Source organism: Campylobacter sp. 2018MI01 (assembly GCF_018501205.1).
Taxonomy (GTDB): Bacteria; Campylobacterota; Campylobacteria; order Campylobacterales; family Campylobacteraceae; genus Campylobacter_E.
The window spans coordinates 1-15,257 of sequence record NZ_JAHCZE010000040.1 but is presented as its reverse complement, the minus strand read 5'-3'; the positions used below and the strand labels follow the sequence as shown (position 1 = coordinate 15,257).

The following is a 15,257-nucleotide window of genomic DNA, read 5'->3' as shown; positions in this document are numbered from 1 at the left end:
CATCAGCTTTATTAGTAATACTAGAATTATTTAAAGTTAAATTATTAGCAGTTATATCGCCTTTAATATTAGAATTATTTAATTCCATATTATTTGTAGTATTAATACTACCTTGAATAATTGTATTACTTGATTTAAAGTCGTTGCCTACTTTGAAATTTCCTGTGATGGTTTTTGCTTCAGTGCTAGTTGAGTTATCTATGCTAATATCATTTTTTACTATTACATTTGAAGCTTCTAGGTTAGTATTAGTTAAGCTTACATTACCTACTTCGTTTATATCGCCTTTTATAGTTGAGTTTGTGATGATTACATCTTCTATTTCTCCGGTGCAGCCTTCTTGCTCATAACAAGTATTTCTATTATCTTTCGTAATATTTCCATTAAGAGTAGAATTATCTATATAAACTTTATGAGTTCCTTGAATATTTCCATTTAAAACTGAATTGTTTTTAAGATGAAGTTCGCCTGTTTCTATATTTGAATTAATCACTGCATTATCTACATTGATAAAAGTATCAGTTTTATTTACATTGAAAAAATCTCTCCCATCTATATTTTTTGCATAAATTTGATGCAGAGTAGTAATCATAGGTATTGTTATATTACCACCTTTAATATCAATTACTTTTGCATACATAGTTTTGTTTGCTTGAGTATTGTTTATATCAACATTATCTAAACTTAAATAATCGGTTAGATATTTAATAGCACCATTAACCTTTGAGCCAATCCCAACTTCATTTAAAGTAGAATTTGATATATATAATTTATTATTTGTCAATTCATCTTTATTATATTTCCAAGAATTAATTTCCGTATTTGATATATTTAAATTATTAAGCCTTAGTTCCGAATTATTTTCAATTAAAAAATTTAAATCCGTATTTTCTTTTATGAAATCCTTTTTACCATCTAATTCAAGACTTTCATAAGCAATTATATTTCCACTTTCTAACTTAATATTATCATTAATTGCTGATTTAGTAATATTGTTTAAATGAAAACTAGAACCTTTTAAAGTGCCTGTTACTTTACTTTTAGTATCAAAATATATATGACCACCAGTAAAATCACTATTTATTGTGGAATTAGTAAGATAAATAGTCCCACCACCTATTGTTGCATTAGTATCTGTATTGTTGATTTCACTATCGTTTATATACACTTTAGAAGTAGATGCTGCACTAGCTGAACCTATTGAAGTATTAGTAAATTTTGATTTATTAAAAGTAGTCGTGTTGTTATAAGTCCAAGAGTAATTATTAATAGCAGTATTTATAAATTCACTATCATTAAATGTAGCACTAGCATTATTACCTAAAGTTATATGATGACCTGTTCCTTTTGGGCTAGTATTTTCTACTAAAATTCTATTAAAGGTATTATCTCCGTTTAAATCAATTCTATTATTGCCAGAACTAAGAGCAACATCGCTAAATGTAACCCCATTTAATTGCATATGATTTCCGGTAGATTTTATATCTAATTTTTTATCAGCAGTTCCACTAGCAGTTGAATTTGTAATATTTAAATTCTTACTTGAAATATCAGCTTTTATTGTGCTATTTTTAATATCAGTAGTTCCACTTATAATAGATTTGCTATTTATAATTGAATTATTTGTAGCAGTTAAATTACTCGCAGTTATACTTCCACTTATTTCTGAATTATCTAAAGTAATATTACCACTGCTAATAGTTGCATCAATTTTTGATTTGTTTGTAAAATTAAGCTCACCACTAATATTACCTTTAACTTGTGAATTATCAAAATTAAGAATTCCACCATTTATAACGCTATTTACTTCTGAATTTTTAAAATAAAAAGTTCCTTTATTATCGCCTTTGTTAATACTTACATTACTATCTGTATTATTAATAATACTATCATTTATAAATACGTTTCCAAGTCCTGCATTATCATTAGCTAAATTAGTATTATTTAATCTACTATCATTAATAGTTAAAACTGCATTATTTACATTTTTAGAATAACGATTTATAGCAGTATTAGTTAAATCGCTATTATTTATAATTAAGTTAACATCATGATCATTGCCACTATTACCTAAAATTATATGATGATTTGTTTTAATATTTGTATTATTTATTGCAATATTATCTAAACTAACATTACCGGAATTAGTTATCCAACCACTTGCTTTCAATTCTGATTTATCATTTCCTAGCCCTTTAACTTCGATATTATTCAATTTTAAATCAGTAGTATCTATAGTAGCTTTAGATAAATCCACTTTATTAACAAGCGTAATATTTCCTTTTATGGTACCAGATAATACAGAATTATCTATAGTAGTATTGTGCTTAAAATCGCTATCTTTTATTGTTGAATTTGAAATAACCAAACCAGCACTTTTATCTGTCATATAACCATATTTAATATTCTCTAAAGATACTTTATCTAGACTAAGTGAACCGTTTGCGCTAGAACTACCTAAATTAATAGCAATATTTTTTAAACTTCCATCTACCATTTTTACATTAGAATTATTGCTGATTATAAAACCATGCTCACTATTAATAACTTTTGAAATATTTAAATTATTTAAAGTTAAATTTCCTTGAGCCCAAATTCTTCCATTATTTTGAGTAAGATTAATATTAACATCTTTAATTATATGCTCTTTATTATTTTCACCTAAAATAATATGTTTATTAACATCATTACTTGTAAATGTTATATCAGTAGCTTTATCATAAGTATTACTTAAAATAGATTGCTTATTATTCAAAGTTATCTTATGATACGCTAAAGAATTTATAGCAGTGCTTGGAATAGTATCAGCAAGAGCTAAATTACCCCCCCCCGCTAATATAAAAGTTATTAAAGATAATTTTATAGTTCTATTCATTTTCTCCCCTAAAAAATAAATGAAAAATGCTTTATTATAGTTAAAAATCAATATATAAAGGTTAATCAATTACTAACAAAATGGGGGGGGGTATTTATAAAATTAAAAATATTTTTAAATATTTTATATAAATATATTCTAAGTTATATAAATGTTTATAAGATTTAATAAAATAAACAAATTATTAAAATATATCTTTTTTAATATCAACTTACAATTTTAATTCCAACTAACCCTATTAATATAAGACTTAAAAACATAAGTTTTAAAAAGCTAATACTATCATTAAAAATCATAATCCCAATCAAAGCCGTTCCTAACCCACCAATACCAGTCCATACAATATAAGCTGTGCTGATAGGAATATTTTTTGCGCTAAATACAAAAATAACCCGCTAAGCCCCATTGATACTATAGAAAACATTATCCATATTTTTGAGCCATTACTAGCTAATTTAAAGCCAATAGGCCAACCAATCTCAAAAGCACCTGCTAAGATTAAGTATATCCAAGACATTAAAACTCCTTAAATACAAAATCTTAGCAAGAATATATTATGATTTAAATTCGCTTAATTTTTTATCTAATTCTTCGCTGATATTAGTTAATTGACTTGCAGCTTTTGCTATTTCTTCTACACTTCTTGCGTTTTCATTAGTAATTTTTGCAATTTGCGAAACTTCATTTAAAATATCTTCAATTTGTTTGCTAGCGTTAATATAATTATCCACAGTCTTATCGCTACTAATTATTGCTTCTTTTAATTTTTGTTCCATATTTTTAATTAGCTCTTCACTACCATTTGCAACATTTGTTAGATTGCCAATTTGCTTAGAGTTATCACTCATTTGCTCGCTTGCATCTTTAATACCTTGAACTATAACACTTATTGTTGCATTTATTTCACTAAGGCTTTTTTGAGTTCTTTCTGCTAGGCTTCTTACTTCATCAGCTACTACGGCAAATCCTCTACCATGCTCTCCTGCACGTGCTGCTTCAATTGCAGCATTTAATGCAAGTAAGTTAGTCTGGTCTGCTACATCATTAATTATTTCTAAAATAGATTTAACATTATCAGCATCACGGCTTAATTGCTCAATCTTACTAGCTAAAGCACTTTCTATACTAGCACTTCTATCTATTTCATCTGTTAAAGAGCTAATTGTATTAATTGTTTCGTGAATACTATCAGTGCTATCTCTTAGCTCATTTTTACTATCATTAGCACTATTTATACCTGATGATAAACTATCCTTAGTTAATTTACCTTCTTCAACAACATTTTCAACTATATTAAAACTTTCTTCACTTCTTTTTCCTGTTTGCATACTAACACTACTAAGCTCGGCTGCTATTGTTTTGTTTTCATAAGATATTTGTTTTACTTCGTTAATTAAAGTCCTAATCTTACCAATGAAATCATTTATAGCTTTACTAGCACTTGCTATTTCATCTTTGCCTTTTATTTCTAAAAGTTTAGTTAAATCCCCATCTCCTTTAGATAAATCATAAGCTTTTTGGGTTAGTTCATTTAATGGTTTACTAATCCAAATTCTAATAACAATCAGCCATAAAGCAAGGATAATAATACATAAAATAACTGCAAATACAGAATAATTTAAAACAACTTCATTTTTCTTATCCAATACTTTTGCACTAATTCCTGCTATTTCTTCTTTAGCTTCTACTAAATAAATTACGCTTATATATACATAATCATTAAAACTATCTTTTTCTACATAATACACCACATCTCTTTCTGGTCTTGTCTTATCAGCTTTCATATGAGTTGTTACAAATCCACCGCCATTATTTGCTGTTTGAATTATTTCTTGTATATATAATTTACCATTAGAATCTTTTTTATTATAAGCATTTTCACCAATTCTATCTTTTAAATAGTGCATTACATATTCGCCTTTTTTATTAATTACAAATAAATTAACAGAGCGATTTTTTAAGTCTAATTCACTTAAAAATGTAAGAATATTTTTATTATAACTTTCTTGATTTTCACTTGCTGAATGAATTTTTTTAGACATTGAAGTAATTAAGCTAGTAATACTAACTGCTGTTTTTTTCGCGTCATCAACACTCATATTGTCAAGAGCTTCTTGAGCGATATTGTCTAATTCATTCATACCTTTACTAGCTACTAAAATAGCACTTAAATTAATAATCAGTAATGAAACAAAAGCAAATAAAGTAATTTTGTAAGATAATTTCATATAGCTCCTTTAATATTTTAATAATTAAAATCGCTAATTCTATTTATGCTAAGTTAAAATAATGTTAAAAAATAGTAAATAAATTAATAAGAAATATATGTTAAAAATAAAAGCCCTTAGATAAACTAAGGGCTAGATAATTATTTTACAAATTCAATTGTAAATGTAGCGTCAGAATTTAAGTAACTATTGGCTTTTTTTGGATCAATTCTAAATCTTAAAGTATCTTTAAAATATTGATTACTTTCTACACTGCTTGGAATATTATATGTATCTCCACTAAATGTAGTTTTTGAATAATCACTAGTAAAGGTAAAATCACCCTTAGCTCCATTAAATAATTTTGTAAAATCTTTAATATTAGCGTTTGGAACTTTAACAAATTTATTATTATCATATTTAAACACCCCAGCGTTGTCATAATTGATAACTAATGATTTGTCTTTAGTTTCTTTTAAATCCTTAAAGAACATTCCTGTATAAGCAAATTCGTATGAATTTGTCAAGATATTAGGATATTTTAATGGTTTAGAGTTTTTAAATTTTACTTCAGCATTTGCTCCAGTTATTTTAAATACAGGGTCTAAATTAGGCTTAGTGCCTGTATTTTTTAAATAACCAATTTTGAAATTGATTTTACCAAAGTCTTTTGCATCAAAATTATTTTCATCATAATCACTTAATTTTGCACCCTGAAGTTCTACTAATTTTTCATCAAAAGTCTTATTTAGATTATTTATGCTAAACTCACCTATCTTGCTAGTTGCTGTAATATCTAATGTAGTATTACGTGGATCTACCTTTATAATCATTTTATTTAAATCAGGTACTTTACTGTAATCTAAAACCAATTTTAATTCTACTTCATTATCGCTAAATTTTTTATAAAAATATTCATTAGCATTTTTGCTTGTGATTTGTAATGGGATAGTTAATCTTTCACTATCATTATCGCTAAATGGAACATAATTAACAAAATTTTTATTTGTTACATCTGGGATCTTTACATTTTCATTCTTGTCTTTTTCTAAGCCTAATGTCTCATCTGCTATAAAATTAACAGTAAGTTCATTACCTGGAGTTTGGCAGTTAATTTTACCATCTGAATTAATCTTATTAGCATTAGTAATATCTACAGCAACATTAGAATTTACGCATAAATCTTGCTCTAAATCTCCTATAGTAAATTTATTTTCAGAGAATGCTATTTGAGCGTCTGTTACTAAAGGAAATACGGTTTTTATATCAAAATTACCATTTGTTTTATTAAAATCAACAAATGTTCTAGCAGTAGCTTTTGAGCCAACTTGATTTAATTGAACTGAGTTTTTATCTTCTAAATAGAATTTCTTAACACTACCTTTTGAATCACTTACTTTTAATTCTGCAACACTAATTCCAAATCTATCATCTTTTAAATCCGCAGTGAAAGTTACATTATTGTTTGGATATTTTTTATCTTCTTTACCTGCTTTTTTATCAAATGTATCAAGTGTGCCTACTTTATAAGTAATGCTATCTGGTCTAATTGAGAATGTATTTGAACTTCTATCGCCTAATACTGAACATTCTTCAAAAATTCTATCATATTCTGCAATTTCGTATCTAAATTGATAATTTTGATTTACAGCTAATTTATCTTTTAAATGTAGAACCATTTTGTTATCAATTGGATAATAACCTTTACATTCTGTAATTGATTTTGAAAGTTTTTGAGTTCCATTATAAATATCTGCATTTAACTCATCAGAACCATTATAAAACTTAATGTATTGATTATAAAGAACTTTAACATCTGGTTTTGTAAAGCCTAAATATATATCTTGGCTACTTGTTCTTGTATAAATCTTATCAGCTACTTTTGTATTTGAAGCAATTTTATTATTTTCTAATATTTTAGTAGCATCAATATTATTATAAGCTGTTCCAAAATTAATACCATTTGGCATTTCACTATGACCTAAGATAATTTTTACACTACCCTTTGGAGCACCTTCTACAATATCTTTACCTGATGCTTGAAACATTGGTCTTTTATAAGTTCTTTTTACTTCTTGAATTTTACAAACACCACTTGAAGGGCATACTTCTTCTCTGTTTGTTTCAGTAATTACTTCTACAATTTCTAAAGGTTTGAATGTAAATTCATAAATATTACCTTTTAATAAATCATTATCATCAATTTTAGCTAGTTTTTTGAATGTATCTTTTGTAAATTTTAATCCAAAACCAGTTATGTTTTCTTTCTGAACTAATTCATATTGATTATTGTCTGAGATTACTTCTTCATTAGCATCTACTGCACCATTTGCATCTGCCATTCTTTGCTTTGTTAATTGAAAACTTGTTAGATAATATTTAACTGAAATATTACTTGCTTTTCTATCTTCAGCATTAAATGGAGTTTTATCATTATTTAAAGCAATATAAACATCATCTAAATTAGAAACTTTTAAAGGTTTGCTATCGTTTTTATCAGTTTGATTTGCTTCATTTGTTATTTGATAATAGTTAGCATCAGGGATAAATTTAACAGCTAGATTTGATACTTGAGTATTTACAACAGAACCATTTCTGTAAGATTCGTATTGTTTATTAACTTTAAAAGAAGGTCTTACATTGACGCTAAAATTATAAGTGCTGTTATCATCTAATACAATACCTTTTCTAGTAGTATTATTTTTGTGGATACTAAATACATAATTTTTTCTAACTATTTCTTGAGCATCATCTTTTCTAAATTCTATATTATTGAAATAATCAAAATAATTAACTCTTGAAAATTTTGATGAATAATGTTCTAAATCATAATTATAGCACTTACTAACACCACCAGCGTAATCATTAACACGGTTACCATTGCTATTATCATTATAATCAGCAAAATAATCATTTGAGTTATAAGGTTTGATTTTTGAATTTTTTAATAAAATCGCTTCTAAAGCTCTACTTTTAGCAAAAGCATTAGGATTGTTATTTTTTTCTAAATACTTATTATAAACATCACAAACACCTAAAACTACAGGGTTATTATAGTTTTCATTAACAAAAATTAATTTATTTTTATCCCAAGAATCAATTGTATTTGTTGTTAAGCTTCCTTCGTCTAATCCTACACAACCTTTCATTCCTGTAATATCGCTAGCGTTTGTTTTATCACCAACAATATTTGAGAAGTTTTTATATACCCAACCATTACTTCCTGCAAACTCATTTTGATCTAACAAATACACCAAATATTGACCATTAATAACTGTTGGACTACTTGAAACTACAACTCTACCAGTTGTATTAGTTTGAAATTCTTTATAGTATTCTTGAATGATTTTCTTATCATCATTTTTATCTAAGTCAGATTTTAAATTAACTGTAGTAGTAAAGTTTTTAGAATCTTTTAAATTTTGAACTTCAGGTGCTTTATAACCAACTGCAGCATAATATGGGTCATAATTTATATCATCTAAACTTCTTGTAGCATAGTTATTAATATAATTTAATTCTGCTTCAAGAACTTTTTTACATACTTCTTTGTTAGTTTTATTTAATTTCTCTTTAATAACATTATCTCTATAACTAACAATAAAATTTCTAGCTTTATCATTAGGTGTATATTTCATAGCCATTTTATAAGCTGAATACATCAACACATCAAAATAGCTAACTCCACATTGTCTTAATGCTTCATATCTAACCTTTTCTGGGTTCTTAGTAACATCGCCTTTTTGAGTTAAAATATTTATCAAGTGAAAATAACTTGAATTATCAGTTATATCTTGATTTTCAGCGACACAATGAACATAAAATTTATCGTTCATTTTTCTTAGCTTAGCACAATCGTTCAAGCCATTAATACTTCTGTTGCTAGGCACAGAATTAATACATTTTTCAAGGTGATTTTTATTTTGGATCTCACTATCACCACTCGCTATACCTATTTGTAATGGCGTTCTAGTCTCTGCATTTGCATAAGAAAAAGCCGATAATAATACTAATGAAAACACAATTTTCCTATTCATATTATTCTCCTTAAAAATTAAAGTTTTAAATTATAATTTTTTTTATTAAATAATTATTGCACTTGTGTGCATTTTTGAATATTTTTTACTTACTTTTTGGTCTAAATACCTTTGGTGCATTTTCGCTCTCATTTATATAACTTGCATTCATTAAGTCTAGGCAATATGGTATCGCAGGAAAAATAGGCTCTATACATTCACGAATTGCTTTTGGCTTACCTGGGAGATTGATTATTAGAGTTTTACCCCTTGTCCCCGCTAATTGACGGCTTAGGATTGCTGTTGGGACAATCTTAAGTGAGCTTGCACGCATTAATTCTCCAAACCCTGGTAATTCACGCTCAATTGCTTTTTTTGTTGCTTCTGGTGTAACATCTCTTAAAGCTGGTCCTGTTCCACCTGTGGTAAATACCAAATCGCATTCAAATTCATCAGCCATTTTAATAATCTCATTTGTAATTAGTTCTTCTTCATCAGGGATTAATGAGTATTTAAAATCAATTTCATTTAATAAATATTCTTGCATAATTTTTCTAATTTCTGCTCCACTAATATCTTCATAAACTCCTGCACTTGCTCTATCTGAACTCGTAATTATCCCTATTTTTATAATATCCATTTTTATCCTTTAAAAAAATATTTCTTTATTTAAGAGTAATTCATTTGCTGTATTTTTAATCTCTTCTTCATAAGCTTTTAAATATTCTTTACATTCTTCTTCTAAAGATGATATTTCAAATTCCACATAAAATTTGCTTAATTCTTGTATTTTATCTCTATCTTTAGAAAAATTATTGTAATTTTCGCCTAAAAATAATTCATTTGCTAACATTCCTGATAAAAGAATTTTGATTTCGTTTTTTATTTCTGAAAATGATTTTATATGCTCGTTTGGATAAAGATACTCAAATGTAAATAAATTAGCATAAATTAAATTCGCATCACAAATCTTTGCCATAGTGATTTTACCTGCTTGATAAATAGCTTGAATATATTGCTCGTTTTCGCTTAATTCTAAATCTTCGCTAATTCCGTGTTTTATCACTAAAATTTCATTTATTATTTCTCTTTCGCTTAATCTATCTCTTAGCAACAATTCATTTTCTAAGCTTTTAAAAGAAGCCCCGCTAAAACCTTTTGAAATATAAGCTAAATAATCTAAATTAAAATCAGAACTTATTAAATCTTTTTTAACAAGTTGTTTAAAGAATTCTATTCTGTCGCTATAATTTGGTAAGGTAAAATGAATTTTTTTATCAAATCTTCTAAGTAAAGCCGTATCTAAAACATCAGCTCTATTTGTAGCAGCAATTACTAAGACATTTTTAAGCTCTGCAAAGCCGTCTATTTGAGTTAGCAATTCATTAAGTGTATTTTCACTATCGTTTGCTAAAGCATTGCCACGCTGCTTTCCAAGTGCGTCAATTTCATCAATAAACACTATACAAGGTGCTAATTTTTTAGCATTTGCAAACAATTCTCTAACCCTTTTTGCTCCAAGACCTACAAAAATTTCATTAAAGCTACTTGCGCTTTGGTATAAAAAATTAACCCCACACTCATTTGCTAAAGCTCTTGCTAACATAGTCTTACCTACTCCACTAGCACCTGTTAATAACACTCCTTTTATTAAACAAGGATTGTTGGTTTTAAAAATAGAGCTTAATTTTCTTAATTCTTCTTTGGCTTTAAACTGACCTATAACATCATTAAAATTACTATCTGTTTTGATAACAAATCTAAATTCAGGCTTTAAGACATTATTAATTGGATGATTTGATATGCCTTGTTTTGTGCTAAGATTTCTTAAATATATTAGATAATAAATAAAAATTATTATCATAATAAAAACTAAAATTATTGAATAATCAAATTCTGTTTTATTTTCTACACTTTTGTATTTTAAGATTTTTTTGATTATTTCTTCATCAGCTAGAATTTTATAATCTTTATCATTTATTGAAAAATAAAGCATATTTTCATAAATGTAAGCATTTGAAATATTTTTTAATTCTAATGATGAAAACTCGTTTAAAGATATATTTTGCTCTTTTTTACTTAGCGAAAATATTCCTAAAGCTATAATTGCAAGAATTATGCAAGCGATTATTATTTTGATATTTTTAGTAAATGGCTTTATTTTTGTCAATTTCTACCTCGTAATCTTTAATATTTATCCAAGTTTTTAATAAATCTTTATCTGATTTGATTTTAATTAAATTAAAATATTGGTCATATCCTTGATAATAGCCGTCTTTAAACTGCTCTACTAATACTATTAAATCTTTTTGATTTTTTCTAAATTCATAATTTTTTAATCTAGTAATTTCTTTAATCTCATTTAATCTTTGCTTTGAGATATTTTTATCAACTTCGCCTAAAGTCTTTGCTAATTCTACGCTTTTTGTCCCGTCTCTTTTAGAATACACAAAAGCGTGAAGATGAGTTATTGGAAATTTTTTAAAATTATTAATAGCATCAGCCCATATTTCATCACTCTCACCTGGATGACCTACTATATAATCAGTGCCTAAGGCATAACCTTTATTAGCTAAATATTCAAATAATTCTAAGTCTTTATAAGCTTTATTTCTTCTTTGCATTAGTTTTAGCATTTTTTCATTTGTGTGTTGTAAGGCTATGTGAAGATGTTTTTCAATAAAATCTTCGTCTAATAATTCTTTAAACTCATCATCAATTTGAACCGGCTCAATGCTACCTAAACGAACTCTTTTAATCCCATTTATTTTGCTAATTTCTTTAAGTAATTTTGCTAAAGATAGATTTAAATCCTTTCCGTAACTACCTATATTTGTGCCTGTTAAAACTACTTCTTTATAACCATTATTAGCTAGGGTTTTTATCTGATTTATAATTTGCTCTAATTTTAGGCTTCTAGCCCCACCCCTTACACTAGGAATAATACAATAAGAACAAGCAAAATCGCAGCCTTCTTGGATTTTAACAAATGCTTTTGTGTGGTTTTCGTAATTGCTTACTATTTTTTCATCTATGAAATTTAGATTTCCTAAATCAAATTCCTTTGGATTTAGTATAAACTTATTTATATTTGACTTTAAAGATGCACCCATTACACCATCAACTATTTTGCTATCATATAAGCTTTTGCCAATACTTGCCGCAGCACAACCTGTTAAGATGAATTTAGTATTTGGATTATGATTTTTAATATGTCTTATATATTGCTTTAAGCCTAAATCGGCTTGATTAGTAACCGTGCAAGAATTAATTACTATCATATCAGCTTGCAATTCATCATTTATTATTTCATTATCTTTTATGTAGCTTTTGATTAGTTCGCTATCGTAAATATTGGTTCTACAACCAAAAGTTTTAATATATATTTTCATTATTATCCTTTAAAAATGGCTGATTATTTCTTTTATCCATATAAATAGTTTGTGATGGGAAAGCTAATTTTATATCATCACTTGCTTTTAATCTTTTAATAATTTCTTCACTTACTATTGAACGCATTTTAAGAGCTTCTCTTGAATTTGTCATATACCAAATAGATATTTTAATCCCGTATTGCTCTAACATTACAAATAGTTTTGGGTCTGTTCCTGAATTTTTCATTTGATAATGATTTCTCATTTTTTGAATTGCTTTTTTTGCACTATCGCTGAATGCTTGAGTATGAGAACTAGCTGATTCTAAAATTATTTGTTTTGCCTTTTCAAGATTACTTGAAAAATCTATTACTATATCTATTCCATCCCAAACGGTTTTCATATAAGAATAATTATAATTTGATATTAATTCTGTGAAAATATAGTGATTTGGTATGTAAATAATTCTTCCAGCACGACGATTTGTCAAAAAAGTAGTATATGTAACATCTTCGTATATAGTCATCTTAAGTAAAGAAATATCAATAATATCTCCTACATAAGTAACTCCATTTTTACTAACCTTTACCCTATCACCTACATGAAAGCCACCACCAAATTGTAAAGTAGCCCAACCAAGTAAGCTCATAAACATATCTTTCATAGCAATAGCAAGACCAGCTGATGCAAATCCTAGTACGCTTACTAAATAGCTTATATTTTCAACAAAATAAAATATAGAAAACATAGAAACAATAATAAAAGTAAATATATTTAAAATCTTGAAAGAAGTATAAACTTTATCTTTATCATCAACATATTTTCTAAGCATCAAACCTAATAAATACCTAGCAATAAATATACAAATAATAATTGCTATAAAAAATATAGCACTATCATATTGCTTTTTTATATCGTTATTTATAAGCTTAATTGTGTTATTTGCCTTAACTTTAAATATCTCAAAAGCATTTGTGATATTTTCTAAAGCGCTTTTATAATCATTTAATTCTTTTATAGAATATACTAATTCTTGACTTAAATTCTCACTTGGCTCAATGTCATATAGTTCTTGTAAAAGCTTTGTTTTCTTATCTATTTTAGATACTAATGTAGTAAAATCTTTTAACTTTATTTCATATTCTTTTTTCTCATTAGCTAATTCTTTACGCTCTGATAAACCTTCAATAACTAAATAAATATTTGAAATCTTTTTATATTCAGTAGGCTCACTTGGTAGATTTAAATATTTTACTACGCTGTAGCTTTCATAATCTTTTAATACACTTAGTTTATCTTCAAGTGATTTTATGGTATTTTCTAATTGTTCTTTTTGAGTTTTTTTAGCTTTTAATAAATTTTCATTTGCTTCTTTTAATTCATTTTTTAATCTTAAATATTCTTGATAATTTTTATAATTTTTTATAGTGATATTGTCTTTTAATTCATTATTTATAATATGCAATTTTTCTTTGACAGAATACACGCCCTCAAGGTTTTTTGTAAATTCTTCTGTATTTTCTGCATAAATAAAAGTTACAAAAACAAAAAAAGCTAATAAAAATCTCATTCAAATTCCCTTAAAACTTTTAATATCTCATCTTTTGAAATATCATTTTTAATAATACTTAAATCTTCTTTGCTAGGTAAAATAAAGTTGATTTTTCCACTTAGAGTTTTTTTATCTTGGAAAAATCCTTCATAGAATTTAGAAGATGAATTGATTTTATAAAATGTAGGTAGATTAAAATTCTTTAAAGTATTTAAAATACTTATTTCAAATTCTTTTGAAATTAAACCTAAATTACAAGCCAATTTATTAGCCATAACCATACCAATAGCAACAGCTTCTCCGTGTAAATAGCCTTTATAATTCGTCTCATTTTCTATAACATGAGCAAAAGTATGACCATAATTTAGTTTCATTCTAAGATTATCTTCAAACTCATCATTTATTACTACATTTGCTTTAATTTTTATTGATTTTTCTACAAATTCTAAGATATTATCAAAAATATCATCAAAACTTAATTTGCTTAATTTGTTATAAAAATCCAAATCAAAACAAACAGCCATTTTAATAACTTCAGCCATAGCAGCACTTAATTCAGCCTTTTTTAAAGTCTTAAAATAATTTGTGAAAATATAAACAGCACTAGGTTGCTTGAATGTGCCTATTAGATTTTTGCCATAAGCATTGTTTATGCCTGTTTTACCACCTACTGCTGCATCAACACTAGCAAGTAAGGTTGTAGCTATATTTATATGTTTTATTCCACGCTTATAAATACTAGCTACAAAGCCACCAATATCGCTAATTACCCCGCCGCCAAGATTAATTAGCAAATCACTTCTACTAATTTCAGCCTTAAATAGTTCTTCTAAAATATAATTAACGCTTTCTTGATTTTTGTATTCTTCTCCATCTGGTATAACTATTATCGCTTTTGGTTGTTTTCCTATTTTTTGTAAAACATCATTTAAGTATAGTTTTTCTAAAGTTGTATTAGTTAAAATTACATAATCTTTATTTATTTTTAATTCTTCATCTATATAAACTTTATATGCTTTATCTTTTAAATCAATATCTATTACCATAACCTCACCTTATTACATCATAATTTTTTGGAATACTATATTTAAAAATATCATCATTTATTTTTAAATTAATTTTTGAATTTATAAAATCTATGCTTACTTGATTATCTAATTCATCTTTATAACTTATATTTGTTAAAAGATTATTAAGCACTTTTACATAATAAATTATATTATCATACTTAGC

General features: G+C 26.3%; 7 protein-coding genes and 4 pseudogenes. All 11 read right to left on the bottom strand.

Features of this window, described 5'->3' with window-relative positions:
• The coding region (locus KJQ97_RS06730) for a beta strand repeat-containing protein (protein WP_214120353.1) at positions 1–2,875 on the bottom strand (2,875 nt) is incomplete at its 3' end.
• A gap of 206 nt (positions 2,876–3,081) precedes the next feature.
• Positions 3,082–3,392: pseudogene (locus tag KJQ97_RS06725) on the bottom strand (DMT family transporter).
• Positions 3,393–3,429: 37 nt separating this feature from the next.
• Positions 3,430–3,924, bottom strand: a pseudogene (locus KJQ97_RS10050) (methyl-accepting chemotaxis protein); the annotation flags it as partial.
• A 363-nt stretch (positions 3,925–4,287) separates the two neighbouring features.
• Positions 4,288–4,974, bottom strand: a pseudogene (locus tag KJQ97_RS10045) (cache domain-containing protein); the annotation flags it as partial.
• Positions 4,975–5,243: 269 nt separating this feature from the next.
• A complete protein-coding gene (locus tag KJQ97_RS06715; RefSeq protein WP_214120351.1) occupies positions 5,244–9,119 on the bottom strand; it encodes a hypothetical protein in 3,876 nt (1,291 codons plus the stop codon).
• 85 nt (positions 9,120–9,204) lie between these two features.
• Complete coding sequence (gene mog, locus KJQ97_RS06710; protein ID WP_214118414.1) at positions 9,205–9,738, bottom strand: molybdopterin adenylyltransferase; 534 nt, start codon at positions 9,736–9,738, stop codon at positions 9,205–9,207.
• A gap of 9 nt (positions 9,739–9,747) precedes the next feature.
• Positions 9,748–11,268 (bottom strand): AAA family ATPase, encoded by a 1,521-nt coding sequence (locus tag KJQ97_RS06705; RefSeq protein WP_214120350.1) that lies wholly within the window; start codon positions 11,266–11,268, stop codon positions 9,748–9,750.
• Positions 11,243–12,490, bottom strand: a complete 1,248-nt coding sequence (mtaB, locus tag KJQ97_RS06700) for a tRNA (N(6)-L-threonylcarbamoyladenosine(37)-C(2))-methylthiotransferase MtaB (protein WP_214118410.1) — start codon at positions 12,488–12,490, stop codon at positions 11,243–11,245. The genes KJQ97_RS06705 and mtaB overlap by 26 nt, the downstream gene beginning before the upstream one ends.
• Positions 12,474–14,042 carry a mechanosensitive ion channel domain-containing protein gene (locus KJQ97_RS06695; RefSeq protein ID WP_214118407.1) on the bottom strand — a complete coding sequence of 523 codons (1,569 nt, stop codon included), beginning with the start codon at positions 14,040–14,042 and terminating at the stop codon, positions 12,474–12,476. The genes mtaB and KJQ97_RS06695 overlap by 17 nt, the downstream gene beginning before the upstream one ends.
• Entirely contained in the window at positions 14,039–15,070 is a 1,032-nt protein-coding gene (gene aroB, locus KJQ97_RS06690; protein WP_214118405.1) for a 3-dehydroquinate synthase, read from the bottom strand. Before aroB ends, KJQ97_RS06695 begins: the two co-directional genes overlap by 4 nt.
• Before the next feature lie 4 nt (positions 15,071–15,074).
• Positions 15,075–15,257: pseudogene (locus KJQ97_RS06685) on the bottom strand (LolA-like outer membrane lipoprotein chaperone); the annotation flags it as partial.

Coding starts and splice junctions, on each gene's coding strand:
- aroB (WP_214118405.1), bottom strand. CDS start 15,070: ATGGTAATAGATATTGATTTAAAAGATAAAGCATATAAAGTTTATATA.
- mtaB (WP_214118410.1), bottom strand. CDS start 12,490: ATGAAAATATATATTAAAACTTTTGGTTGTAGAACCAATATTTACGAT.
- mog (WP_214118414.1), bottom strand. CDS start 9,738: ATGGATATTATAAAAATAGGGATAATTACGAGTTCAGATAGAGCAAGT.
- KJQ97_RS06695 (WP_214118407.1), bottom strand. CDS start 14,042: ATGAGATTTTTATTAGCTTTTTTTGTTTTTGTAACTTTTATTTATGCA.
- KJQ97_RS06715 (WP_214120351.1), bottom strand. CDS start 9,119: ATGAATAGGAAAATTGTGTTTTCATTAGTATTATTATCGGCTTTTTCT.